Source organism: Pseudoalteromonas sp. SR41-1 (genome assembly GCF_014164015.1).
Classification (GTDB): domain Bacteria; phylum Pseudomonadota; class Gammaproteobacteria; order Enterobacterales; family Alteromonadaceae; genus Pseudoalteromonas; species Pseudoalteromonas distincta.
In genome coordinates this window covers 1-26,534 of sequence record NZ_JACJEK010000028.1, presented here as the reverse complement: position 1 = coordinate 26,534, position 26,534 = coordinate 1, and the positions used below count along the sequence as shown (strand labels likewise).

The window sequence follows — 26,534 nt, the reverse complement described above, 5'->3', positions numbered from 1 at the left end:
CTCGTCAATCTGAGGCCATTATATAGGGCTAAATTGATAAATCGCAAAGTTTTGCGCCTGTAAATTAAAATTAATTGTGATAGCATGGCTGTTAGAAATAATAACAATACTCTTAATACCCAATACCGGGTTGTTGAGAGCTGATACTGAAGGAATGTGATATCAAATGACTGATCTCGCCAATGAAATTCTGCCAGTCAATATTGAAGACGAGTTAAAAAACTCCTACTTAGATTACGCAATGAGCGTAATTGTAGGACGTGCATTACCAGACGTACGTGACGGCTTAAAACCTGTTCATCGCCGCGTTTTGTTTGCAATGAACGAGCTTAGTAATGACTGGAACAAGCCTTACAAAAAATCGGCCCGTGTGGTCGGTGACGTAATCGGTAAATACCACCCACACGGCGACAGTGCAGTTTATGACACGATAGTTCGTATGGCTCAGCCATTCTCACTGCGTTATATGCTAGTAGATGGCCAAGGTAACTTCGGTTCGGTTGATGGTGATTCAGCAGCGGCAATGCGTTATACAGAAGTACGTATGGCTAAAATGTCGCATGAGTTATTAGCCGATCTTGAAAAAGAAACGGTTGATTTCGTTCCTAACTACGATGGCACTGAGTTCATCCCTGATGTTTTACCAACGAAAGTTCCTAATTTATTAGTGAATGGTTCGTCAGGTATTGCAGTAGGTATGGCTACAAATATACCACCACATAACTTAACTGAAGTTGTAAATGGTTGTTTGGCACTTATTCAAAATCCAGATTTAACTATTTTAGAGTTAATGGATTATATCCCTGGTCCTGATTTCCCAACGGCTGCAATTATCAACGGTAAGAAGGGTATTGAACAAGCCTACTTAACTGGCCGTGGTAAAGTGTACATGCGTGCACGCGCCGACATCGAAACCGATGAAAAAACAGGCCGTGAAACAATCATCGTTCACGAAATTCCTTATCAAGTTAATAAAGCTCGTTTAATTGAAAAAATTGCTGAGCTGGTTAAAGATAAGAAAATTGAAGGTATTAGTGCGCTACGTGATGAATCAGATAAAGACGGTATGCGTATCGTTATTGAAATCAAACGTGGTGACGTAGGCGAAGTTATTTTAAACAACTTGTATTCACAAACTCAGTTACAAACTGTGTTTGGTATGAATATGGTTGCGCTAATTAATAACCAACCTAAATGTTTCAATTTAAAAGAAATGTTAGAAGAGTTTATTATTCACCGTCGTGAAGTAGTAACTCGTCGTACAGTATTTGATTTACGTAAAGCCCGTGACCGTGCACACACGCTTGAAGGCTTAGCGATTGCGCTTGCAAACATTGACCCAATTATCGAACTTATTCGTAAATCCCCTACACCTGCTGAAGCTAAAATTGCTTTAACAGCGCGTCCGTGGGAATTAGGTAATGTACAAGGTATGCTTGAAAAAGCAGGTGAAGACAATGTTGCTCGTCCAGATTGGTTAGCGAGCGAACTTGGTATTCGCGATGGTCAATATTATATCTCTGAGCAACAAGCTCAAGCAATTCTTGATTTGCGTTTACATAAGCTAACAGGTCTTGAACACGAAAAAATCTTGACCGAATACCAAGCGTTATTAGAATTAATTGCTGAACTACTTTATATTTTGGCAACTCCTGAGCGTTTGATGGAAGTTATTCGTGACGAGCTAGTTGAAATTAAAGAGCAATATGGTGATGAGCGTCGCACTGAAATTAATGCAGCTGCTCACGATATCAGCCTTGAAGACTTAATTACCGAAGAAAACGTAGTAGTAACGCTTTCTCACGAAGGTTATGTGAAGTATCAGGCATTGTCTGATTACGAAGCACAGCGTCGTGGTGGTAAAGGTAAGTCAGCAACGAAGATGAAAGATGAAGATTTCATCGAGCGTCTATTAGTTGCAAATACACACGATACTATATTGTGTTTCTCTACGGCCGGTCGTTTATATTGGCTTAAAGTATATCAGTTACCACTAGCGAGTCGTGCAGCGCGCGGTAAGCCAATTGTTAACTTGTTACCACTTGAAGCTGATGAACGTATTACTGCTATATTGCCAGTACGCGAGTACGCAGAAGATAAATACATCTTTATGGCAACAGCATTTGGTACAGTTAAGAAAACACCATTAACGGCTTACAGTCGCCAACGTGCAAGCGGTATTATTGCTGTTAACTTAAATGATGGCGATAGCCTGATTGGGGTTGATATTACCGATGGTAGCAACGAAATTATGTTGTTCACTGATGCAGGTAAAGTTGTACGCTTTAAAGAAGCTGAAGAAACAACAGTTGTTGATGAAAACGGTAACCCAGTATTAGACGAAGAAGGTAACCCTGAGATTCGTTTCAAAGGCGTTCGCCCAATGGGTCGTACCGCTACAGGTGTTCGTGGTATTAAAATGGCCGATGATCAACGCGTAGTATCGTTAATTGTACCAAAAACTGACGGTGCTATTTTAACGGTAACTGAAAATGGTTACGGTAAGCGTACACAACTAGAAGATTACCCATCTAAGAGCCGTGCAACACAGGGTGTTGTATCTATCAAGGTGAGTGAGCGTAACGGTGCTGTTGTTGGCGCTGTACAAGTTGATGATAACGACGAAATCATGATTATTTCAAATCGTGGTACCTTAGTACGTACTCGCGTTAATGAAGTTTCTACGGTTGGACGTAACACCCAAGGTGTTATTTTGATCAGAACTATTGACGAAGAGCAAGTAGTTGGTTTACAACGTATAGAAGAGATTGAAGTTACAGAAAGTGACTTGATTGATATTGAAGACGTTGAAACTGTAGATACGGTTATTGATGAAGTAGCGGATGATAATCCTCCTTCAGAATAATTGATATTGAAAAAGCGGCCTTGGCCGCTTTTTTTAATGTTGTTGAAAAAAATTAATAGGGTGTGAAGTTATATTCATTCACTAAAACTCAAAGGTTTAGTGGGTGGGTATTGAGCATTCATGCTTAGTAGTTAAATTACTGGAATGAGGCAAAGGTAATGAGTAAATATAATTTTTGTGCGGGGCCAGCTATGCTTCCGCAAGCGGTTATGAAAAAAGCACAAAAAGAGTTTCTAGATTGGCAAGATTTAGGTGTGTCTGTGATGGAAATAAGCCATCGTAGCAAAGAGTTTTTAGCCCTTACAGCTAAATGTGAAGCCAGCCTTCGTCGCCTAATGAATATCAGTGATGAATTTGAAGTGCTGTTTATGCATGGTGGTGGTCGTGGTCAGTTTAGTGCTGTGCCATTAAATTTACACCAAGAAGGCAAAGCTGCGGTTTATTGCGAAAACGGCGTGTGGTCAAAAAGTGCAACAGACGAGGCCAACAAGTTTACTCAAGCAACCTCTATTGATGTGCGTAATGATGCCAATGGCGAGTTTTCTATTAAACAGGTTGCTGATTGGGTGTTACCAGAAGATGCATCTTACATTCACTATTGCCCTAACGAAACGGTTGACGGCTTAGAAATTTTTGATGTACCAAGCCACCCAACTGCACCGATCGTTGCTGATATGTCGTCAACTATTTTATCACGCGAAATAGACGTTAATAAATTTGATTTAATTTACGCTGGTGCGCAAAAAAATATCGGCCCGTCGGGCATATCAATCGTTATTGTTCGTAAAACATTACTTGAGCGTGAAGGCTTACCTAAGCCAGGCATTTTAGATTACGCATTAGAAGCAAAACAAGGCAGCATGTTTAACACGCCTCCCACATTTGCTTGGTATTTAGCTGCTGAAGTATTTCAATGGCTTGAAAGTAATGGTGGCGTAAAAGCGATGGAAGTTCAAAATATTGCTAAAGCGCAGCTACTTTATGACTTTATTGATGAATCGAGCTTTTATACCAATAAAGTAGCTAAACATTGCCGTTCACGTATGAATGTTCCGTTTTGGCTTAATGATGAAAGCTTAAATGATAAGTTTGTTGCTCAGTCTAAAGATGCAGGGTTACTCGCTCTTGAAGGCCACAGAATTGTGGGCGGTATGCGCGCAAGTATTTATAACGCAATGCCTATTGAAGGTGTTCAAGCACTTGTAGACTTTATGGCTGCTTTTGCAAAGGAGCACAGCTAATGGAGCAGCTTCGTTTAGAACCTATTTCTAGAGTAAATGGCACAGTAACCCTACCAGGTTCAAAGAGTCTATCGAACAGAATTTTATTATTAGCAGCACTTGCAAGCGGTACTACCGTTGTAGAAAACTTACTTGATAGTGACGATATACGCCATATGCTGGGCGCCTTAAAGTTATTAGGTGTAAATGTAACTTTAAATGATGACCGCACTGTAGCCACCGTAGAGGGTGTTAGTGGTGTGTTTAATACACCGACTGAGCCATTGTTTTTAGGTAATGCGGGTACTGCTTATAGACCTTTAACGGCAGTACTTGCTGCCGTTGCTGGTAAGTACGAGCTAATTGGCGAGCCACGTATGGAAGAGCGCCCGATAGGGCACTTGGTTGACGCGCTGCAAGCATTGGGTGGTGATGTTACTTATACAAAGCACAAAGACTACCCACCACTTAAAATTGTGGGTGGCCAAATAAAAGGCGGTGAGGTTGAAATTGACGGCAGTATTTCAAGTCAATTTTTAACCGCTCTATTAATGGCAGCGCCATTATTTAACGGTGATACAACAATAACTATTAAAGGTACTTTAGTCTCTAAACCTTATATTGATATTACACTTGATGTAATGGCACGTTTTGGGGTTAATGTTGAGCACAGTGATTATGCAACCTTTAAAGTTAAAGGTGGTCAACAGTATCAATCATTAGATCGCATAATGGTTGAAGGCGATGCATCTTCTGCCTCTTACTTTGTTGCTGCGGCTGCAATTGCAGGCGGTGAGATTGAAATTAAGGGCGTGGGTGCCAAGTCGGTGCAAGGTGATATAGGCTTTGCCAAAGTAATGGAGCAAGTAGGCGCAAAAATTGATTGGTATGATGAGCGTTTAGTTGTTCGCAAAGGCGAACTAAAAGGTGTGGATATTGACGCCAATGCAATTCCTGATGCAGCTATGACTCTTGCAACTGTTGCTCTTTTTGCCAAAGGCCCAACAGCCATTCGTAACATTTATAACTGGCGAGTAAAAGAGACAGACCGTTTATATGCAATGGCAACTGAGCTTCGTAAAGTAGGCGCACAGGTTGTAGAAGGTGAAGATTTTATAGAGATCACCCCACCTGAAACATTTAATGATGTTGCTGTTGATACTTACGACGATCACCGTATAGCCATGTGTTTTGCAATGGTTGCCGTTGGTGGAAAGCCAATAACAATTAATGATCCAAAGTGTACCTATAAAACATTTCCTACATTTTTCAATGTTTTAGCGTCAGTCAGTGAATAAGCTAATTAGAAGTAATTACAAAAGTTACACACTAATAGCAGATATATTTTAATAACTGACGTATAATGTCGCGGTTTATTTAGGTGTGCATTGCAGGAGGTTTTAAATGCAGGCGTTATTAATGCCCGTGATCACCGTTGATGGCCCAAGTGGTTCAGGTAAAGGAACTGTTTGTCGCTTGTTAGCCGACAAGTTAGGGTGGGATGTATTAGATAGCGGTGCGATTTATCGTGTTTTATCTTTAGCTGCACTTCATCACCAAATTGCATTAGACAATGAAGAAGGGCTTGTCCCGCTTGCTGCAAATTTAGATGTGCAGTTTTTGGTAGATAGCCAAACTAATGCAGGAAAAGTTATTTTAGAAGGCGAAGATGTAACCACTACTATTCGTAATGAAGAAGTAGGCGCTGCGGCTTCAAAAGTTGCAGCGTTACCTCGCGTTCGTGAAGCGTTATTACGTCGCCAGCGTGCATTTCGCACTGAAAATGGCTTAATTGCCGATGGCCGTGATATGGGCACTGTGGTTTTTCAAGATGCGCCGTTAAAAATATATTTAACAGCCAGTGCAGAAGAGCGTGCTCGTAGACGCTTTGTTGAGTTGAATACGCGCGGCCTTGATGTTACACTAAGTGGTCTATTACAGGACATTCAAGCTCGTGACGAGCGCGATATGAATCGCACCGTTGCTCCGCTTGTACCTGCAGAGGATGCTATTGAGATCGATACTAGCGATCTTAATGCACAGCAAGTGTTTGATAAGGTAATAACTTTATTGGATATTGCTATCTCTGAAGGTAAGCTTCCTAAACGAAGCTAAACACATTTTATGCGCCAGCAGGATGCCAGTGCTATTTTAACAACCCCATGCAGCATGGTTGCTTATTGGTATTAATATATGAGACGTATATTCGTATGTCAGAAAATTTTGCGCAGTTATTTGAAGAAAGCTTAAAGGGTTTTGAAGCAGAGCAAGGCTCTATCGTTAAAGGTACAGTAATCTCTATCGAGAATAACATTGTACTTGTAGATGCTGGTCTTAAATCAGAAAGTGCTATCCCTGCAGAGCAGTTCAAAAATGCTGCTGGTGAACTAGAAGTTGCTGTAGGCGACGAAGTAGATGTTGCACTAGATGCAATTGAAGACGGTTTCGGTGAAACTATCCTTTCTCGTGAGAAAGCTAAGCGTCACGAAGCATGGATCCGTCTTGAGAAAGCATGTGAAGAGCAAGAGACTGTTACTGGTGTTATCAACGGTAAAGTTAAAGGCGGTTTCACAGTTGAAGTTGATTCAATCCGTGCTTTCCTACCTGGTTCACTTGTTGATGTTCGTCCAGTACGTGACACAACTCACCTTGAAGGCAAAGAGCTTGAATTTAAAGTAATCAAGCTTGACCAAAAACGTAACAACGTTGTTGTTTCACGTCGTGCAGTTATCGAATCTGAAAACTCACAAGAACGTGAAGAGCTTCTTGCTAACCTTGTTGAAGGCCAAGAAGTTAAAGGTATCGTTAAGAACCTTACTGACTACGGTGCATTCGTTGACCTTGGTGGTGTTGATGGTCTACTACACATTACTGATATGGCTTGGAAGCGTGTTAAGCACCCTTCAGAAATCGTTAATGTTGGCGACGAAATCGCAGTTAAAGTTCTAAAATTCGACAAAGATAAAACTCGTGTTTCTCTAGGCCTTAAACAGCTTGGTGAAGATCCATGGGCAGCTATCGCTGGTCGTTACCCAGAAGGTTCTAAACTTTCTGGTCGTGTTACTAACCTTACAGATTACGGCTGTTTCGTGGAAATCGAAGAAGGCGTTGAAGGTTTAGTACACGTTTCTGAAATGGATTGGACTAACAAGAACATCCATCCTTCAAAAGTTGTAAGCCTTGGCGACACTGTTGAAGTTATGGTTTTAGAAATTGACGAAGAACGTCGTCGTATTTCTCTTGGTCTTAAGCAATGTATTGCTAATCCTTGGCAGGAATTTGCTCGTCTACAAAACAAAGGCGATCAAGTTACTGGTAAGATCAAATCAATCACTGACTTCGGTATCTTTATCGGTCTTGACGGTGGTATTGACGGTCTTGTACACCTTTCAGACATTTCTTGGAATACACCTGGCGAAGAAGCTGTACGTGAATTCAAGAAAGGCGACGAAATCACTGCTATCGTATTGCAAGTTGACCCAGAGCGTGAACGTATCTCTCTAGGTGTTAAGCAAATCGAAGCTGACCCATTCAATAACTACCTTGATGCAAACAAAAAAGGTGCTATTGTTAAAGGTAAAGTGACTGAAGTTGATGCGAAAGGCGCAACTGTTGAACTTATCGAAGGCGTTGAAGGTTACATCCGTGTAGCTGATATCGCTCAAGAGCGCGTTGAAGATGCAACTACTGTTGTTTCTGTAGGCGACGAGATTGAAGTTAAATACGTTGGTGTTGATCGTAAGAACCGCACTTTAAGCTTATCTGTAAAAGCTCTTTTCGAAGCAGAAGAGAAAGAAGTACTAGAGAAGCTTAAGAAAGAAGAGCCAGTGTTTGAAAACGCAATGGCAGCTGCTTTCGCAAATGCACAAAAAGACTAATATATAATTAGTTTTTAGTTGGAAGGGCATTTTTTGCCCTTCCTATATCTCTTTTTAAGGAAACGCTATGACTAAGTCAGAATTGATAGAAATACTTGCGGAACAACACGCACACGTTCCAGTGAAAGATGTTGAGAATGCTGTAAAAGAAATTCTTGAACAAATGGCCGGCTCATTATCTACTTCAGATCGTATTGAGATCAGAGGTTTTGGTAGTTTCTCTTTGCATTTCCGCGCTCCTCGCACAGGTCGTAATCCTAAGACTGGCGATACAGTTGAGCTTGAAGGAAAGCATGTACCTCATTTTAAACCAGGCAAAGAATTACGCGACCGCGTGAATGAAAGCATTGCCTAGTTAACTTAGTGGAGTAGTTACTTGTTCAAGGTATTAAAAATTATTCTGGTTGCACTATGCCTTATCAGTGCATTTGTATTAGGGTCACAAAACCCACAGTTAGTACAAGTAAATTACATTATAGCCAGTAATACGCTACCTTTAGCTGTAATAATAAGTATCTGCTTTTTATTAGGTGTTTTGATTGGTTGTTTTATTAGCTTTAAATTGTTTTCGCAATTAAAGTGGCAAAACTACCGCTTAAAAAAGCAATTAGCGCCTGAAAAAGATAAAAAAAAGCTTGCCGCGAATAAAGACACCTAACTATGATTGAGCTTTTGTTTTTACTATTACCTGTTGCCGCTGGTTACGGTTGGATTATGGGTAAAAACAGTGCTAAAAACCAAGCTCATCAACTTAATCGTCAGATCACTTCTGAATATAGCAAAGGCTTAAAATTTCTACTCGATAGAGAAGAAGATCAAGGCTTAGAGCATTTAATCAACTTACTTGAAGTTTCAGCCGACTCGGTTGAACACTATTCTACACTTGCCACCATGTTTCGCCGTAGAGGTGAATTAGACCGCGCAATAAAAATTCACGAACTTCTATTAAAACACCCAAGCTTAAATGAACAACAAGCTGCAACTAGCCGTTTAGAATTAGCCGAAGATTATATAATGGCCGGACTACTAGATAGTGCGGAAGAGCACTTAGTTTGGCTAGTTAAAGCAGGGCATGTAGAAGCCCTGGACCCTATTATCACTTTATATTCGCAAACCCGTGAGTGGGAAAAAGGCATCAACATGTTTGAAGCCCATAGCGAACTATTTTCAAAAGAACAGCAATTTAAAGCAATTGCTAATTTTTATTGTGAGTCAGCTTTAAGTGACAATACACCCCAACTAATGAGAAAAGCCATTAGCTTAAATTATAAAGCCGTGCGTCCGCTTTACGAGTTAGGGTTAGTTGCTTACGCAAAAGAAGATTACGTTAAAGCTATTTATTACTGGCGTGAACTTGTCTCTCAATTTACCTTGTTTGCTCCGTTGTTTATTGATGAGCTGGCACACAGTTATAAACAATTGAATTTGACGCATCAATTTCACGAGTTAGTCAGTGACTTGTTAGAGAAGGGCGGAGTATTAATTAAAATAAAGCATTGCCAAGCATTACTTGAGCAAGGTCACACCAAGCAAGCCTTTGAATTTTTAACTGATAGCTTAAAACGTCAACCTACTATTCGTGGTTTTAGTTTTTTACTGCAATTAATGGGTGACCAAAATAAAAATACTAAAGAAGTACTTAACGAAATTGATAAGCTTGTAACCTCTTATATTGCTACAAAACCAGATTTCCAATGCCAGCATTGTGGTTTTACAAGCTACACCATATATTGGAACTGCCCTTCTTGTAAGCATTGGGAAACCATTGTTCCAAGTCGAGGCTTAGACGGATTTTAATAACCCCATAATTTATAACTTTACTGCCATTCACTAGGATAGTTATGTCTTTCGAACACTCAAAAAAAATTCTTATTGCATTAGATTACGATGATCAAGAAGTTGCTTTAAACTTTGTTAAACAACTTTCTCCTGATACTTGCCGTCTCAAGGTCGGCAAAGAAATGTTTACCTATTTTGGACCTGCATTTGTTAAAGAGTTAATTGATTTAGGTTTTGATGTTTTCTTAGATTTAAAGTTTCATGATATTCCTAATACAGTAGCTAAAGCGGTTACTGCAGCTGCTAAAATGGGGGTGTGGATGGTAAACGTTCATGCATCTGGTGGCTTTGAAATGATGAGCAAAGCTAAATCGGCTCTAGAGAAATTTGGTGACAAAGCGCCATTACTTATCGCTGTTACTGTGTTAACAAGTATGGATGAAACAGAGCTTAAGCGTTTAGGTGTTGATAAATCAGCTCAAGAGCAAGTTATTTATTTAGCTAAGCTTGCAAAGGAAGCTGGGCTTGATGGTGTTGTGTGTTCTGCACAAGAAGCAAAAGCTTTAAAAACAGAGTTAGGTGATAGCTTTAAGCTTGTTACGCCTGGTATACGCCCTGAAGGGAGTGATGCGGGTGATCAAAAGCGTATAATGACACCTAAGCAAGCTATAGATTCAGGAAGTGACTATTTAGTTATAGGCAGACCGATTACTCAAGCAGATAATCCTGTAAAAGTGCTTAGTGATGTTAATAACTCTATAGCTTAATTTAACAATAAGCAGTCATATAGTGCTAAAACCCCTTACCTTATGTGAGTTTTATGTTACATTAATAAAATCAAAATGTAGTAGGGGTTTGTTTTGAAGTTATTTTTTGGTTCTATAGTAATTGTTATTGCGGGTTTTTCAGTAAATAAGTACGTTTTTTCTAATAAAGCATACGATGGTGTAACAACCGTTACAGATATAATTCCAACGTACCCAGTCGATATGTTTGATTTTAAAAAAACAATGCAAGATTATGCTCACCATCTGTGTTACAAAAATGAAGATACACTCATATCTCAGCATGTAAGCGTTAGTGAATGTATATCAAAGCTCGATGATAAAAAAACAGAATGTGAAAAAAAGGTTTTTCGTTTGGCGCCGCTCAATCTTGAGTCGGAAGTTGAAGTGCTTGATTATTCAAGGCAATATACGCAATGTACATTGCCTTATAAATATATTTTAGGTTAATTACAAACAGTTATTATTAGTAATTACAGCCAATTATAATTAAGATCTTAAGCGAATGGATTTCGCTTCAATATCTATTAACTCTTGTTTAAATAAGCCACCAATTGCTTTTTTATAATTAGCCTTACTTGTAGAAAACATCTTTTTTATTGCTTCAGGATCAGACTTATCACCAAGTGGAATAACACCGCCTTCGTTTTTAAGCTTTTGCATAATAGTTTCACCAAGGTCACTTACTTTTCCCATACCTGGCTTTTCTAGTACAACATCAATTTTTCCGTCGTCACGTACTTTTTGAATATAGCCTTTAAGCTTTTGACCCACAAATAAGCTTTTAAATACCATATTGTAAAAAACAACACCGAAGTGCGACTCTTCAATTAATACTTTGTAGCCAATATCTGTTTTGCCAGCAACAATTAAATCCACTTCTTGTAAGTGAGTATATTGCGGCTCATCTTTTGATAAGAAACGATTAAAATTGTTTGAGGCACAAATACGTTGGCTTGCATTATCAAGGTACAGGCGTACTAAATAAGAATGGCCTTCTTGCATGCGTGGCTTTTGTTCATTAAAAGGTGCAAGCACATCTTTCTCAAGCCCCCAATCTAAAAATGCCCCAATACTATTTATTTCTTTAACGCGTAGTAGGGCATACTCGCCAACTTGAGCATGTGGTTTCTTTATTGTTGCTGTGGCTAAATTAGCATTGTCTAAAAAGATAAATACACTAATACTATCGCCCGCTTCAAGCTCATGTTTTATTTCTTGTTTTGGTAAAAATACTTCACCTAAATCATGGCCGTCTAAGTAAGCACCTTCGTTACTCACTTCTTTTACAAATAATGTTTGTGTGGTTCCTAGGTAACTCATAATTATTCCTGCTCAGGCTTTTTTTTACGGCGCATTGGTGTATCGCCATCAATGTTCATCGGTGCTTTAATTGGTGCTGTAGGCTTTTTAGGTTTAGCTTTGCGTTTAAATGCAGGCTTTTTAACAGCGGCGGCTTTTTCTTTAGATTTGTCCCACGCTGCCTCAGGCTTTTTCTCTTTTAAACCTTTAAACTTAGCTTTTAAGCTCTCTATGCTCGCAAATTTTAATTCGTCATTTAAAAATGCTTTAATAGCTAAATAACTTGCCCAATCTTTTGGGCCAACTAATGAAATTGCATTTCCTTTAAAGCCAGCACGTCCTGTACGACCTATGCGGTGTACATATTCTTCAGCGTGTTTTGGTAAATCAAAGTTAATAACGTGCGTTACGCTCAACAAATCTAAACCACGAGATGCAACGTCGGTGGTGATCAATATTTTAAAGTTTTCGCGACTAAACGAATCCATGATATCTAAACGTTTGTTTTGCGTTAAATCACCAGCAAGCGCTACAGATTTGAAGCCTTTAGCATTAAGCGCTTCACTCAAACGGCTCGTGTCAGAACGCGTTGCTGTGAAGATAATACATTGACCAACATCATCTTGGTTTAAAAAATGCTCTAATAACGCTTCTTTATGATCAAGGTGATCGGCAAGGTATAACGTTTGTTTAATATCACTATGTTGCTCATTTGCTGCACTTAGCGTAATTTGCTTTGGTTTTTTTAATAGGTTACGTGATAGTGCATCTACTTGTGCATGGTCAAGTGTTGCAGAAAACAATAACGTTTGACGTAGACGGTGATTAGCTTGCTCGTTAATCATTTTTAACTGCTCGGTAAAGCCTAAATCTAAAATACGGTCGGCTTCATCAAAAATAAGCAGTTCTAGTCCACTCAATTGCAATGAGCGTTTTGTAATGTGATCAGCTAAACGCCCAGGTGTAGCAACTACGAATTGTGGGTCGTTTCTAAGTGCTTTTATTTGGTCATTAAAGTTTTCGCCGCCAAGTATTTTAACTGCCTTAATAGCTGTACCAGCAATTAATAAACGCAGCTGAGTAAATACTTGCGTAGCAAGCTCACGCGTAGGAGCAACAATAAGTACACGAGGATCGCGTTTACTGAGTGCTTTTTGTTTCATAACCCTTTGTACAGCAGGTAATAAAAACGCCAAGGTTTTGCCCGACCCAGTTTTAGACTGAGCGAAAATGTCATGCCCTGCAAGTGCGGTAGGCACTGCATGCGCTTGAATATCGGTGGGCTGGGTGATCCCTTGATGTGCTAGTTGTGTTTCAAGGCGTGTATCAATCCCAAGATCAGTAAACTGCAATGTGTGTTTCTCCAAAATGAGCAAATTAACTCTATAAATTTATCAGCACATTATAGCTTACACAGCTAGGTCGCTAACAGTAAAAACCAATCTATAGCGCTATTTTTTGCAATTAAACTAAAAAAGCGTAAAATACGCGCCCCATATGCGCCGGATTTACGATTCGGTAGACGCCAATATTGGCTAACAAGGCAAAATAGGAAATATAATGACTGTTGTTCATAAAGATAATGTAACGGGCGATCACTTTGTAGTGTGTGCGCTGTATAAGTTTGTAGGTTTACCTGAATTTGAAGCTATCCGTAAGCCATTACTAGAAGTGATGGAAGCAAATGAAGTACGCGGTACTTTATTGCTCGCTGCCGAAGGTATAAACGGCACTGTTTCTGCAAAACGAGAAGGGATAGACAACTTATTAGCATGGCTAGATGAGCAACCAAATTTAAAAAACATCGTTACAAAAGAATCTTACGACGATGAATGCCCGTTTTACCGCACTAAAGTAAAACTAAAAAAAGAAATTGTAACGATGGGCGTTGAAGGCGTAGATCCGCTTAAAGTTGTGGGTAGCTATGTAAAGCCAAATGAGTGGAACGCACTTATATCTGACCCTGAAGTAATTTTAATTGATACACGTAATGATTACGAAATTGAAATTGGTACATTTCAAAATGCGGTCGATCCAAATACTAAAACCTTTCGCGAATTTCCACAGTGGGCAAAAGAAAACTTAGACCCTGAGAAACACAAAAAAGTGGCGATGTTTTGTACCGGCGGTATCCGCTGCGAAAAATCGACAGCCTACATGAAAGAGCAAGGTTTTGATGAAGTTTATCACCTTGAAGGCGGTATCTTAAAATACCTAGAAGAAGTGCCAAAAGAAGAAACCATGTGGGAAGGCGAGTGTTTTGTATTTGATAATCGCGTTGCGGTTGATCATGACCTACAAAAAGGCTCTTATGATCAATGCCACGCGTGTCGTATGCCAATTACAGAAGACGAAAAGTTAAAGCCTGAATACATGGAAGGTGTATCTTGCCATCATTGTATTGAAGAAGTAACGGACGAACAGCGGACACGCTTTGCTGAACGCCAAAAACAGATTGAGCTCGCGCAAGCGCGTGGTGAAGGCCATATTGGTAGCGAAGCACAGGCAGTTTTACAGCAACGTAAAGAGGCTAAAAAAGCGCAAAAGGATGCTCAGCGCGGTAAATAACATTTATTAATGAATACTTTTATTAGCCCAGCTTATGCTGGGCTTTTTAGTTTTAACTGTCACTTGTGTTTTTTGTTAGTTTTACCTAAATTGGTATCACCTACGTAAACTCATCCTATTGTTTTGCTAATTTATCGTTCTAACCTATTTATTGATCAAACAGCTGTTAGACTTCGTACGGTAATGAAAATAATAATTAGTTAGGGTGTAACTTTGAAATCTCGAATTTTATTAATCAGTACATTAAGTGCTTTACTATTTGTAACTTTACCAGCATTAAGCGCTAATGTTGTGGTACAAAAAATAACATTAGAGCGTGCTAAGCAACAAGTACAAGCAGTTGGTAATACAGAGGCAATTCATTCAGTTATGTTATACCCAGCTGTGGGTGATAAGGTGACCGCTGTATACTTTAAACCTGGCGATAAAGTAAAAAAAGGCGATATGTTACTCGAGCTCGACTCTCGCAGGCAAAAAGCCGCGCTGGATGAGGCTAAAATTAAACTTGCCGATACGCAAAGAATATTAGAGCGATTACGGCAAAGCCAGGCTAAAGGAGCTGTGCCTAAAAGTGACGTAGACGACGCTAAAACAGTTGTTGAACTTGCAAAAGTTACTTTAACTCAAGCACAAACAGAGCTTGAAGATAGAAAAGTTATTGCACCTTTAAATGGTATTATGGGGCTAACAGATGTTGAGGTTGGCGATAGAATTTCTGAGCTTACTGAAATAGCGAGTATTGATGACACGAGTGACTTATATATTAATTTTAATGCGCCAGAATCAGCCATATCTATGCTACGTAATAAAAGTAATATAACAGTATTTCCTTGGCAGTCAGAAAGCCCAATTAACGCCCAAATTGCTTATTTAGATTCTCGAATAAATCCTCAAACTCGTACTCTTCGTGTTAAAGCAAAACTTAACAATGCGAATGAGCAGTTTTTGCCGGGTATGAGCTTTAGAGTTCATATTGAAGTATTAGGTGATAATTACGCTGCAATACCAGAAGCTGCGTTATTGTGGGGAGCAACGGGTCCTTACGTATGGACAAGTGTTGATAATAAAGCCACACGCGTTGATGTAAAAATAGAGCAACGCCTTGCAGGTCGATTATTAGTATCGGGCCCATTAAAAGAGGGTGATATTTTAGTTATTGAGGGCGTCCAACGCCTACGAGCTAAGCAAGAACTAAGCTTTAACGCAATTGATTCAGATTCGCAGGAGTAGGTATGAAACAACAACCTATGATGCAAGATTTACCATCAATGGCTATTCGTCGCCCTGTGCTTATAGTTGTACTCAACTTACTAATTATTATTGCCGGGATTGCAGCTATTGCAGGGATTGAGGTTAGGGAGCTCCCCGATGTAGATAGGCCGCGTATTACTGTTTCTGCACCATTTCCGGGTGGCTCACCAGAAACTGTAGACACTGAAGTAACCAGTAAACTAGAAGGCGCAGTAGCACGCGTAAGCGGTGTTAAATCAATACGAGCGCAAAGTGAAGAAGGAAATTCACGAATTGTCGTAGAGTTTAGGCCCGGAATTAATTTAGACGATGCAGCAAACGAAACGCGCGAATCGGTGGCACGTGTTCAACGAGATCTCCCCGAAGAAGTCGAACGAGTATCCATTATTAAAGCCGATAACGATGCAGAAGCCGTTGTATCGTTAACCGTCTCTAGTGATAGTCTATCGCTTGAAGCACTTACTGAACGTGTTGATGTTGATTTAGCCCCGCAGTTTTTAACCATTCCAGGTGTTGCGGATGTACGCTTAAATGGTGATAGGGAACGAGTATTAAGAGTACGAATTGATCCTCTTAAACTAAGCAGCTTCAATTTAACGATTCCAGATGTTGCACAAGTACTTAGCCAAGCTCCGTTTGACGTGCCAGCAGGAAGTTTAAAATCAGACGATCAACAAATTATCGTACGGGCTGATGCTACATCAATAACACCAGAGCAAGTGGGCGACATCATAATTCAAGGTGATACCCGCATTAGCGATATTGCAGCTGTTTACTTTGGTCCCGCTGATCCACGTTCTATGGTAAGACTCAACGGTAAACCTGTTATAGGCATGGAGATAATTCGTCAAGCCCAATCAAATACGATAGAAATATCTGATGAAGTGTTAAAGCTCATCAACAGCATGCAAACACGTTTTCCTGAAATGGAATTTACCCTTACGTCTGATGATGCACAGTTTATTAGAAGCTCAGTTGATGAAGTTATTTACTCTTTATTACTTACTGTGTTGTTAGTAATTGTAACGCTTTGGATTTTTATCGGCTCTTGGCGTGCCACACTTGTACCTGCTTTTGCAATCCCCGTGGCGTTAATTGGCTCATTAGCACTGATTTGGGCACTTGGTTTTTCAATTAACATTTTAACTTTACTAGCCCTTGTACTTGCCACCGGTTTAATTGTAGATGATGCCATTGTAGTTAGTGAAAATATTCAGCGACAACGAGGATTAGGTTTAGGCAGACGTGCAGCTGCGGTAATAGGAACACGAGAAGTGTTTTTTGCGGTAATAGCAACAACTGCAGTACTTGCAGCTGTATTTATACCTATTGCATTTTTACCTTCAACCGCTGGACGGCTGTTTAGAGAGTTTGGAGGTGTACTTGCAGGCGCCGTTATTATTTCAAGCTTTGTAGCTTTATCATTAGTACCAGCGCTAACTTCAAAGCTAAAACTAAAACAGGGTGGTTTTCATCCATTTGCTAAAGTAGGTCATTGGCTTGGTGGTATTTATACAAAATCAATTCACAAAGTGCTAGACCATGCGTGGGTTACATTTATAGCCTGTGTATTGGTAGCGGCTGGCTCAGGCGCTTTATATACAAGTTTAGATAGTGAATTACTACCAACAGAAGATCGTGGAAAAATACGTATATTTGCACGAGGCCCTGACGGTGTAGGGTTAAACTTTATGGATAGACAAGCCATAAAAATGGAAGATATTTTATTACCTTTTATTGATAGCGGCGAAATAGAATCAATTTATACGGTAGTTGGCCAATGGGATCCAAATATAGTATTTATCACTGTGCCATTAAAGCATTGGGATGAAAGAAATTTTACTCAACAAGAAATAATCAATAAAATTCGTCAGCCCTTGGGTGATATTCCCGGTGCACCAGCATTTCCAGGCGGTGCAAATAGTTTAAATTTACGTGGTCAAGGTGGCGGTGTTGAAATAGCCTTACTAGGTCAAGACTACCTACAAATATTTAAAGCTGCGCAGCAGTTTTCAGCGGCACTTGAAAAAGCAGTACCTGAAGTTGCCCCTGTTCGTATTTCCTATCAGCCATCGCAACCACAGCTTAGAGTTAATATAGACAGACGGCGTGCACAAGAGCTTGGTGTAGCGCTGAGCGACATAGCAATTACACTGAGAGCGGCTATTAACGGAGATGATGTTGAAGATTTAAACATAGGCGATCAATCCGTTCCTATAATGTTGCAAGCTCAAAATCAAACCATAAACGATCCGAGTGATTTAGCTAATTTATATATTAGAGCTGGCAATAACAGCTTAGTGCCATTAAGTAGTGTTGCTTATATCTCTGAAGAAGGTGTAGCAGCTGAACTTGAGCGACATGCACAGCGCCGCTCTATTGAGCTCAGTATGGAACTGCCCGAAGGATTAACTATCGCCTATTTAGTAGATCAAATTAAGCAGGTGTCTGAGCAATCATTAGCGCCTGGTATTGCACTTGCGTTTAAAGGTGAAGCACTGACCTATGAGGAAACATCTAACGAAGTGCTTGTAACCTACGTATTGGCTTTTTTAATTGTATTTTTAGTTCTTGCTGCCCAGTTCGAAAATGTAAATAGTGCTGTCGTGGTTATGATAACCGTACCATTTGGTATTACATCTGCAATTTTAGCGCTTTATTTAACGGGGACATCGTTAAATATATACTCTCAAATCGGCTTAGTTATGCTGATTGGCTTAATCGCTAAAAACGCTATATTACTGGTTGAATTTGCCGACCAATTACGCGACCAAGGTTTACCTGTTAGAAAAGCTGTTGAGCAAGCTGCACTAGTACGTTTAAGACCCATTACAATGACTCTTATATCGACCTTGTTAGGTGCGTTACCATTAATTATGTCTACCGGTGCGGGCGCTGAAGCACGAAATGCAATTGGTTGGGTGGTGTTTGGTGGCCTAGCGCTCGCCGTATTATTTACCCTTTACCTTACACCTGTTATTTACTTAGGTTTAGCTCGCTTTACGACCCCTCGAGGCGATGAATCTAAAGAGCTCGAACAAGAGCTAGAAAAGCTAAATTAAAGTGTAATTAAAGCTAGACTCACTACTCTTTTAGCTTAAAACAGTAGTGGGTCTTAGTTATATCTTGATTGGCTATATTTGTTTGTTAAGATAGCCACCTAAGCATATACATGCCTTACTGTGTGGTCACAAGGAATCCCCTATGCAAGCCGAACAAGTTGAAATCGCACAATTTTTAGCACAACATCCTCCTTTTGATGACTTACCTCAAAAAGCGCTTAATGAGCTAGCTCAACAAGTTGAAGTTGCTTACTTTAGAGCAAAAACAGATATTTTGAGTTTTGGACAAGATATATCTGACTTGTATGTAATTAGAAGTGGTTCTGTAGAAATGTATCGCCGTAATGGCGAGCTTTATAACCGTTTGGCTACAGCAGGTATATTTGGTCAAATGGGTTTATTGATGAACCGTAAGGTACGTTTTCCTGCAACAGCTCTTGAAGATACATTAGTATACTGCATAAACGTTGAGCTATTTAATCGTTACTGTGATGAGTTTGATGCGTTTGCTGATTACTTTGAAACAGATGGTAACGTGCGTTTACATCAAGCTATTGTTGAACAAGCTGATGGCAATGACCTTACAACTGCGAAAGTGAAATCATTAATCCACCGAGATGTAGTAACCGTAGATGCAACCTCTACAATACAAGATATCGCTAAATTAATGACCGAAGAGGCGGTTTCGTCAGTTTTGGTAACAGACGTAAATAAGCCTATAAACGATGATCCTGAGGAAGATGATGGACAAGTCGTTGGCATAATAACCGATAGGGATTTACGCTCAAAAGTAGTGGCTAAAGGCCTTGCCTTTAACACACAAGCAAAAGATATTATGTCGACTAACTTAGTGCTCTTAGACGCTAATGACTATATTTTTGAAGCAGTACTTGCCATGCTTAGAGATAATTTACATCACTTGCCTGTAGTACAAAAAAAGCGCCCTATAGGGGTTATCTCTCTCTCTGACATTTTACGTTATGAATCGCAAAGTAGCTTATTGCTTGTGCGCGGTATACTTGCTCAACAAACAATTGAGGATTTGGCACATTATGCGCGCCAGTTGCCCAACGTATTTGTTCGTATGGTTAACGAAGATGCAAACTCTCACATGGTTGGCACCGCCATGGCCGTTATCGGTCGTACATTTAAACAAAGATTGCTTGTATTAGCTGAAGAAAAGTTTGGTCCACCTCCCGTTCCTTATTGTTTTATTGCATTGGGCTCAATGGCTCGAGATGAGCAACTTATTGTAACGGATCAAGATAACGCGCTAATTTTAGATGATAGTTATGACGACGAAAAACATAACGAATATTTTCAAAATATCTCAGACTTTGTTTGTGATGGCTTAGCACAATGTGGTTATACGTATTGTGATGGAGAAATAATGGCGTCGTTCAAAAAGTGGCGTAAAACTCGCTCAGAATGGTTTGATCAATTTGCAGATTGGATAGCTCAGCCAAAACCACAAGCTTTACTTAATAGCTCTATATTTTTTGATTTAGACGGAGTATGGGGTAAAACCAAGTGGGCTAATGAACTTAAAATATTTATAGCAAAACAAAGTAAAGTAAATCGTGTATTTTTGGCTAACATGGCAGCAAATGCGAGAAATAGAACACCACCGCTTGGCTTTTTCAAAGGCTTTGTTATGGAACATAATGGCCAACATAAGCGCTCAATGAACTTAAAACGACGAGGTACCGCACCACTTTCGGATGTTATTCGCGTGCACGCACTAGCTATAGGTTCGCGTAAACAAAACTCGTTTGAGCGTTTAGAAGATATTATTGAAGCAAAGCTTTTACCGCAGGGTAAAGCGCAAGATTTACGTGATGCACTAGAGTATATAGCCATGATGCGAATTCGCCATCAAGCGTGGCAAATAGAGAAGGGCGAAGAGCCAGATAATAACTTAGATCCACATTTACTGTCTCCCTTTGAACAGCGAAACTTAAAGGAAGCATTTGCTATTTTAGAAAAAGCGCAAAGCTATTTAAAATTTAGCTACACAGCAAACTCTGGTGTGAAGTAGCCTATGAATCCGCGTAATCATAAAGCAATTGATTGGCAAGCTAGGTATAACGAGCTTGCCAATAGCACCAAAAATAAACTCCTAAAACACTTTTATGCGGGTGCTTATAATCAAAACAAAGCCGCAGTAAAAGATGTGCCTTTTGTAGCAATGGATTTTGAAACAACAGGCTTAAATAGTCAAAACGACGATATAGTGAGTGTTGGTTTGGTGCCGTTCAATTTAGAGCGCATTTATTGTAAGCACAGTCGGCATTGGGTTGTGCAGCCTAGGCGAAACCTTCATGAAGAGTCTATTTTAATACATGGAATAACGCATTCTGAGGTGGACGACGCCCCCGACTTTAATCAAATTATAGAGCCTTTACTTGAAGCGCTCAGTGGTAAAGTTGTCGTGGTGCATTATGCCGCAATAGAACGTCACTTTTTAAATAATGCGTTATTGTTAAGGCTTAAAGAAGGTCTTGAGTTTGCACTTGTTGATACAATGGAAATAGAAAAAAGAGCATTAAAAGCAAGGCAGGGTTTATTAGGGCGATTGTTTAACACAAAATTAGGTTCTCTTAGGCTAACAGATTGCCGTGCGCGTTATTCCCTACCAGCATATCAAAATCACAATGCGTTAACGGATGCACTTGCTACAGCAGAACTTTTACAAGCGCAACTGAGTTATCATTATCGTGTAGATACTCCAATCTCAGAGCTGTGGTTCTAGCTTTTAATGACCAAACAAAAAAACGCCGCAAAAATTGCGGCGTTTTCGTTACTAATTAAAAGTATTACTCATTAAAGGTATTACTTAACTGGGCGAGGCTCAGTTCGTAAACCTAAAACTAAGCTTAAACACATAAATAATAATACAATAGTAAATGGCAAGCCTGTAGAGACAGCACCTGCTTGTAGTGCTTCAATTGCTTGTGTGCCACCAATCCAAAGTAAAGCAGCTGCAATTGCGCCCTCAACCGATGCCCAAAATATACGTTGTGGTACCGGTGCATCAACTTTACCGCCAGCTGTAATTGAATCAATTACTAATGAACCAGAGTCAGATGACGTAATGAAAAATACCAACACTAATAAAATTGCAATAAACGATAAAATATTAGATAAAGGTAATTCATCAAGCATTTGGAACATAGCTAAAGGTACTTCAGTTAAACCATTAGTGCCTAACGCACCAACACCATTAACTACTTGATCAATCGCAATACCGCCGTAAATAGACATCCATAAAACAGTAACTAGAGTAGGGATAAGTAAAACCGCAATTAAGAATTCACGAATTGTACGACCACGTGATACACGCGCGATAAACATACCTACAAACGGTGACCAGGAAATCCACCAAGCCCAGTAAAACACAGTCCAACCATGCATCCATGTTTCGTCTTCACGACCGTGAGGATTACTCAATGGAATAATATTTTCTACATAGCCCATCACGGTAGTGGGTACATTACCCATTGCTACAGCAAAGCCTACTAAACATACAAACAATAATAATGAAAACGCAATTAGCATATTTACATTACTTAGTAGTTTCACACCACCGTCAATACCACGAACCACAGAGACAATGGCTAAAAGTGTTACACCCGCAATAACTAGAATTTGAGAGCCAATGCCACCTTCTGTACCAAATACATGGTTAATGCCTGCAGAAGCTTGCTGCGCACCTAAACCTAAAGATGTTGCAAGGCCAAATAACGTAGCAAGTACAGCTAAGATATCAATGATATGACCAGGCCAACCCCAAGCTCTATCACCTAATATAGGGTAAAAAATAGAACGAATTGAAAGTGGTAAACCTTTGTTATAGGTAAAAAATGCAAGAGATAAACCAACAACAGCGTAAATAGCCCAAGGGTGAAGACCCCAATGAAACATAGTTGCGCCCATTGCTAATTTTGCAGCTTCTGGTGTATTAGCGGCTACATTAAGCGGTGTTTCGTACCAACCAGTAAAGTAAGCAACTGGTTCAGCAACGCCCCAAAACATAAGGCCGATACCCATACCGGCAGCAAATAACATAGCAAGCCATGAAACGCGAGAGTGAGAAGGTTTAGCGCCATCACCACCAAGGCGAATATTACCGTAAGGAGAAACAATAAGTGCTAAACAAAAGAGTACAAAGAAGTTAGCAGCCCACATAAATAGGGCATCAAAATTATTAATAATATCGGTCTTGATACTATCAAGCGCTGTTTTTGCAGTTTGTGGGTCGGTAACAAGTATGGCGATTAAAAAGATGACAATCAGGCCCGCACTAGTTCCAAAAACAGGGTTGTGAATATCAAACCCCCACTTTTGTACGTTGTCCTGACCTACGGTGTAATCCGTGTTGTCAATACTATATTTGTCATGATTTTCCTTCATGCAATACCTCTTTAGTTGTCCTAACAAGCCAAAATAAATTCGGCGTCATATCGAATTACATTAGTCTTTAAATATTAAGTAAAAAGTAATACCGTAATTGTTTGAAGACTAACTAATTTGAAGCGTGATCATACAGCTAGTAGTGTATGAGTTAAATATTAAATGTAAATGAATTTGTATTTAAAACGCTGTTTATATGGCCAAATTCATGATTTTTTCATTTAAAAGCCCTAAATTTAAAAATTCAGTGAACGTTAAAATTTAGTTTGCTATTAAAAGTATTAATTTACTTGGTTAAGTAAAAAAAGATCATTTTTAAGTAGCTTAATTAATGCTTAAATATTAGGGCTTGTTAGTCTTTTAGGATTGAAATTTGTTAAGTCTAGTCGCGATTTAATCGCTCCTAGATTTATAGCTTAGCGGTTCGGTAACAGCTTATGCGTTATTTTTCATGCTTGCATGCACGTAAGAATAATCAAAAACCGGCTAGCGAAGAGCAAATTTCTCTTCAAGGCTATTATAAATTTATAAGCCGATAAGCACCTTTAATCAAGTTGTAATATGAATATGATTTAACACAACATTAGGGCATGTTGAATTTTGGCGATTGAATTTACAGTAGTATGTTTGGTTTTTAGGCAAGGCAGAGCCTATGTAGTGTGGTCATTCCCCATAAATAGGCGATAACGCAGCATAAATACCAAACATACACTGCCCTTTGGGTTCTTTCTAGGGACGATTAACTCTTTGTTACTCGGTTTTTACTTAGCCCACTAGGTTACAAACCTCGTGCCGCGATTTAATCGCCCCTAGATTGAACAAATTTCAATCCAAAAAGCTCAGCATGCCCTAAGCTATATTTTATAAATAGATAGGCAAAGGATTAATACTATTATGCGTGAAAGCGTTACAAACGATACCAATCAAAATGTACTTGTTAAACGCTTTTGCAGCGTTAGAGACGAAAGCCTAGCTATTATTGAGCCACTCACTGTAGAAGATTGTCAATTACAAGCTATGGCTGATGCCAGTCCTACTAAATGGCATTTAGCGCATACCACGTGGTTTTTTGAAACATTTTTACTTAGTGTTCATTGTAAACAGTACGCAGTGTTTAACCCTCACTATAAAATGCTTTTTAATTCTTACTACAATGGGATTGGAGAGCAATTTAAACGGGCAAACAGAGGAAGCTTATCTAGGCCAGGTTTAGACGAAGTGCTAGCTTACAGAGAACATGTAGATAGCCGCGTGATTGAATTACTTAAGACTGACGTTAACCCGCACATTAAAGATATTATTGAACTTGGGTTACACCACGAGCAACAGCATCAAGAACTAATGCTTATGGACATCAAATATAACTTTTCAGTAAATCCATTATTTCCTCAATATAAAACATCGCTTTTAAATAGCCAAAAAAAATCAGCTGATATTAAACCCCTTAATTTTATCAATTTTGAACAAGCCATTATTAATATTGGCACAAATGCCGACGATGAATTTGCATATGATAACGAGTGCCCCAAACACCAAGTACTAATTCATCCATTCAGTTTTGCTAATAGATTGGTCACTAATGGTGAATATTTAGACTTTATAAATGCCGGTGGATATAGCAATCCACAATATTGGTTAAGCGACGGTTGGGCGCATATTCAAAACACTCGTTTAACGCATCCATTATATTGGCATTACATAAATAACGAATGGTTTGAGTTTACACACTATGGATTGCAGCCTTTAAATTTAAGCGCTCCCATCAGCCATGTTAGTTATTTTGAGGCCAGCGCCTACGCTAATTTTGTAAAGGCTCGCTTGCCTACAGAGTTCGAGTGGGAATATGCAGCTAAAAATACAGCTTCAACAGACACTAATAATAACTATCTAACACCACAACAAACAAAAGATGATACTGAAATAAACCAGTTAACGGATTCATGTTGGCAATGGACAAACAGTGCATATTTGCCATACCCCGGTTTTAAGCCTATTGAAGGAGTAGCAGGGGAATACAATGGTAAATTTATGAATAACCAAATGGTGTTACGGGGCGGGTGTGTGTTTACCCCTCAAGACCATTTACGACAAACATACCGAAATTTTTATTACCCACATCAAGCGTGGATGTGCAGCGGGATAAGACTAGCTAAGGATATAGTATGAGCCAAGTAACAGCGATTAAACAAAGTAACATAACCGACACTGAATTTTTAAACGACGTGATAAGCGGATTAACTCAACAGCAAAAAACGCTTCCGTGTAAATATTTTTACGATGATAAAGGTGCTGCATTATTCGAGCAAATAACATCCTTACAAGAGTATTATGTTACACGTACGGAGTTGTCTATTTTAGAGCAATACTCGCAGTCGATTGCTCAAATGCTACCTGAAAACCTCTCTATTATTGAGCCTGGGTGTGGTTCGGGTAAAAAGGTCGCGTATTTATTAGCGCACATGGCAAACGTAAAAACCTTCGTACCGTTTGAAATTTCTGAGGAAATGCTCAGTTATTCACTTGCACATTTGTTGCCATTATTCCCAGATTTGGCAATTTCGCCATTACTAGGAGACTTTACACATAGCCAAATGGTTAAACAGCTAACCAAAGACACTGCTTTAGATAGTCAAACCAATTTGGTGTATTTCCCAGGCTCTACTCTTGGTAATTTTGCCCCAGTTAAAGCTATAGAAATTATGAATAATTTCCATCGCTTATGTGGTGTAAACGGTTATGTATTAATTGGGATTGATTTAGTAAAAGAGCGCCAAGTACTACTCGATGCATATAACGATAAAGCGGGAGTCACCGCCGCATTTAATAAAAATTTACTACAACGTATTAATAACGAGCTAAACGGGACATTTAATATAGATAACTTTAGCCACGAGTCACGCTTTAACGAGCAACATAGCCGTATTGAAATGCATTTAGTAAGTAACTGTAATCAAAGCGTGGTTATAAATGATCAGCAAATAGACTTTATTGAAGGCGAAAGTATCCATACAGAAAACTCTCATAAGTACACGCTCGAATCGTTTAAGCAGCTTGCAGCGCAAGCTAATTTAAAGTTAGAGCAAACATGGCAAGACGATAGTAACTATTTTGCATTGTGCTTATTACGACCGCTATAAACGTTTACTTTATATGTTTAGGGCGTGTTGATCTTTGATAGTTGAATTTGCAGCAATATGTTTGGTTTTTAGGCAAGGCAGAGCCTATGAAGTGTGGTTATTCCACATAAATAGGCGATAACGCAGCATAAATGCCAAACATGTGCTGCCCTTCGGGCTGACGAATCCCCAAAACGTGACAGGCACAGCAATTTATGATCTTATGTAAATCACCACAACCCACATAAGTCACAACTGCTATGCCTGAGACATCAGTTTGCCATAAGTACTTTA

Annotated in this window: 20 protein-coding genes; 17 read left to right on the top strand and 3 right to left on the bottom strand. The window is 39.4% G+C overall.

Features of this window, described 5'->3' with window-relative positions:
- Nucleotides 1-166 precede the first annotated feature (166 nt).
- The 10 genes from gyrA (at nt 167) to H5118_RS18935 (ending at nt 10,978) form a co-directional block, all read left to right on the top strand.
- Nucleotides 167-2,866, top strand: coding sequence for a DNA topoisomerase (ATP-hydrolyzing) subunit A (gene gyrA / locus H5118_RS18980; RefSeq protein WP_002961163.1), 2,700 nt, complete (start codon nt 167-169; stop codon nt 2,864-2,866).
- Between the two features lie 158 nt (nt 2,867-3,024).
- Nucleotides 3,025-4,107: a 3-phosphoserine/phosphohydroxythreonine transaminase gene (serC, locus tag H5118_RS18975; protein WP_024595544.1), complete on the top strand. Its 1,083-nt coding sequence runs from the start codon at nt 3,025-3,027 to the stop codon at nt 4,105-4,107.
- On the top strand, nt 4,107-5,384 hold the full coding sequence (gene aroA / locus H5118_RS18970) for a 3-phosphoshikimate 1-carboxyvinyltransferase (protein ID WP_154903187.1): 1,278 nt from the start codon (nt 4,107-4,109) through the stop codon (nt 5,382-5,384). Before serC ends, aroA begins: the two co-directional genes overlap by 1 nt.
- Nucleotides 5,385-5,490: 106 nt before the next feature.
- Nucleotides 5,491-6,201 carry a (d)CMP kinase gene (cmk, locus tag H5118_RS18965; protein ID WP_154903185.1) on the top strand — a complete coding sequence of 237 codons (711 nt, stop codon included), beginning with the start codon at nt 5,491-5,493 and terminating at the stop codon, nt 6,199-6,201.
- Between the two features lie 95 nt (nt 6,202-6,296).
- Nucleotides 6,297-7,964 carry a 30S ribosomal protein S1 gene (rpsA, locus tag H5118_RS18960; protein ID WP_002961176.1) on the top strand — a complete coding sequence of 556 codons (1,668 nt, stop codon included), beginning with the start codon at nt 6,297-6,299 and terminating at the stop codon, nt 7,962-7,964.
- 67 nt (nt 7,965-8,031) lie between these two features.
- Nucleotides 8,032-8,319 (top strand): integration host factor subunit beta, encoded by a 288-nt coding sequence (ihfB, locus tag H5118_RS18955; RefSeq protein ID WP_002961178.1) that lies wholly within the window; start codon nt 8,032-8,034, stop codon nt 8,317-8,319.
- Nucleotides 8,320-8,340: 21 nt separating this feature from the next.
- On the top strand, nt 8,341-8,622 hold the full coding sequence (locus H5118_RS18950; RefSeq protein ID WP_039489780.1) for a lipopolysaccharide assembly protein LapA domain-containing protein: 282 nt from the start codon (nt 8,341-8,343) through the stop codon (nt 8,620-8,622).
- Nucleotides 8,623-8,624: 2 nt separating this feature from the next.
- Nucleotides 8,625-9,761, top strand: a complete 1,137-nt coding sequence (gene lapB / locus H5118_RS18945) for a lipopolysaccharide assembly protein LapB (RefSeq protein WP_002961182.1) — start codon at nt 8,625-8,627, stop codon at nt 9,759-9,761.
- A 44-nt stretch (nt 9,762-9,805) separates the two neighbouring features.
- The gene (gene pyrF, locus H5118_RS18940; protein WP_149602755.1) at nt 9,806-10,510 is read left to right on the top strand and encodes an orotidine-5'-phosphate decarboxylase; all 705 of its coding nucleotides are present in this window, start codon (nt 9,806-9,808) and stop codon (nt 10,508-10,510) included.
- A gap of 93 nt (nt 10,511-10,603) precedes the next feature.
- Nucleotides 10,604-10,978: a hypothetical protein gene (locus tag H5118_RS18935; protein WP_024595713.1), complete on the top strand. Its 375-nt coding sequence runs from the start codon at nt 10,604-10,606 to the stop codon at nt 10,976-10,978.
- 39 nt (nt 10,979-11,017) lie between these two features.
- On the opposite strand, the gene H5118_RS18930 is transcribed toward H5118_RS18935, so the two are convergent.
- Together H5118_RS18930 and H5118_RS18925 are read right to left on the bottom strand one after the other, a co-directional pair.
- On the bottom strand, nt 11,018-11,851 hold the full coding sequence (locus tag H5118_RS18930; protein ID WP_002961188.1) for a S1 RNA-binding domain-containing protein: 834 nt from the start codon (nt 11,849-11,851) through the stop codon (nt 11,018-11,020).
- Nucleotides 11,852-11,853: 2 nt separating this feature from the next.
- Nucleotides 11,854-13,182: a DEAD/DEAH box helicase gene (locus H5118_RS18925; RefSeq protein ID WP_182715358.1), complete on the bottom strand. Its 1,329-nt coding sequence runs from the start codon at nt 13,180-13,182 to the stop codon at nt 11,854-11,856.
- A gap of 208 nt (nt 13,183-13,390) precedes the next feature.
- On the opposite strand from H5118_RS18925, the gene H5118_RS18920 reads away from it, so the two are divergent.
- The 5 genes from H5118_RS18920 to H5118_RS18900 all read left to right on the top strand — a co-directional run bounded on the left by H5118_RS18920 (nt 13,391) and on the right by H5118_RS18900 (nt 21,463).
- Nucleotides 13,391-14,398, top strand: coding sequence for a rhodanese-related sulfurtransferase (locus H5118_RS18920; protein ID WP_182749706.1), 1,008 nt, complete (start codon nt 13,391-13,393; stop codon nt 14,396-14,398).
- Nucleotides 14,399-14,611: 213 nt separating this feature from the next.
- On the top strand, nt 14,612-15,628 hold the full coding sequence (locus H5118_RS18915; RefSeq protein ID WP_182749704.1) for an efflux RND transporter periplasmic adaptor subunit: 1,017 nt from the start codon (nt 14,612-14,614) through the stop codon (nt 15,626-15,628).
- 2 nt (nt 15,629-15,630) lie between these two features.
- The gene (locus H5118_RS18910; RefSeq protein WP_182749702.1) at nt 15,631-18,711 is read left to right on the top strand and encodes an efflux RND transporter permease subunit; all 3,081 of its coding nucleotides are present in this window, start codon (nt 15,631-15,633) and stop codon (nt 18,709-18,711) included.
- A gap of 142 nt (nt 18,712-18,853) precedes the next feature.
- Nucleotides 18,854-20,749: a DUF294 nucleotidyltransferase-like domain-containing protein gene (locus tag H5118_RS18905; RefSeq protein ID WP_170070962.1), complete on the top strand. Its 1,896-nt coding sequence runs from the start codon at nt 18,854-18,856 to the stop codon at nt 20,747-20,749.
- A 3-nt stretch (nt 20,750-20,752) separates the two neighbouring features.
- Nucleotides 20,753-21,463, top strand: coding sequence for a 3'-5' exonuclease (locus H5118_RS18900; protein ID WP_182749700.1), 711 nt, complete (start codon nt 20,753-20,755; stop codon nt 21,461-21,463).
- An 80-nt stretch (nt 21,464-21,543) separates the two neighbouring features.
- Here H5118_RS18900 and H5118_RS18895 read toward each other — a convergent pair whose 3' ends face one another.
- Nucleotides 21,544-23,124, bottom strand: a complete 1,581-nt coding sequence (locus H5118_RS18895; protein ID WP_182695004.1) for a BCCT family transporter — start codon at nt 23,122-23,124, stop codon at nt 21,544-21,546.
- An 894-nt stretch (nt 23,125-24,018) separates the two neighbouring features.
- Here H5118_RS18895 and egtB point away from each other — a divergent pair.
- Both egtB and egtD read left to right on the top strand, forming a co-directional pair.
- Nucleotides 24,019-25,290: an ergothioneine biosynthesis protein EgtB gene (egtB, locus tag H5118_RS18890; RefSeq protein WP_182695005.1), complete on the top strand. Its 1,272-nt coding sequence runs from the start codon at nt 24,019-24,021 to the stop codon at nt 25,288-25,290.
- A complete protein-coding gene (egtD, locus tag H5118_RS18885; RefSeq protein ID WP_182749699.1) occupies nt 25,287-26,261 on the top strand; it encodes an L-histidine N(alpha)-methyltransferase in 975 nt (324 codons plus the stop codon). Before egtB ends, egtD begins: the two co-directional genes overlap by 4 nt.
- The last annotated feature ends 273 nt before the right edge of the window (nt 26,262-26,534 follow it).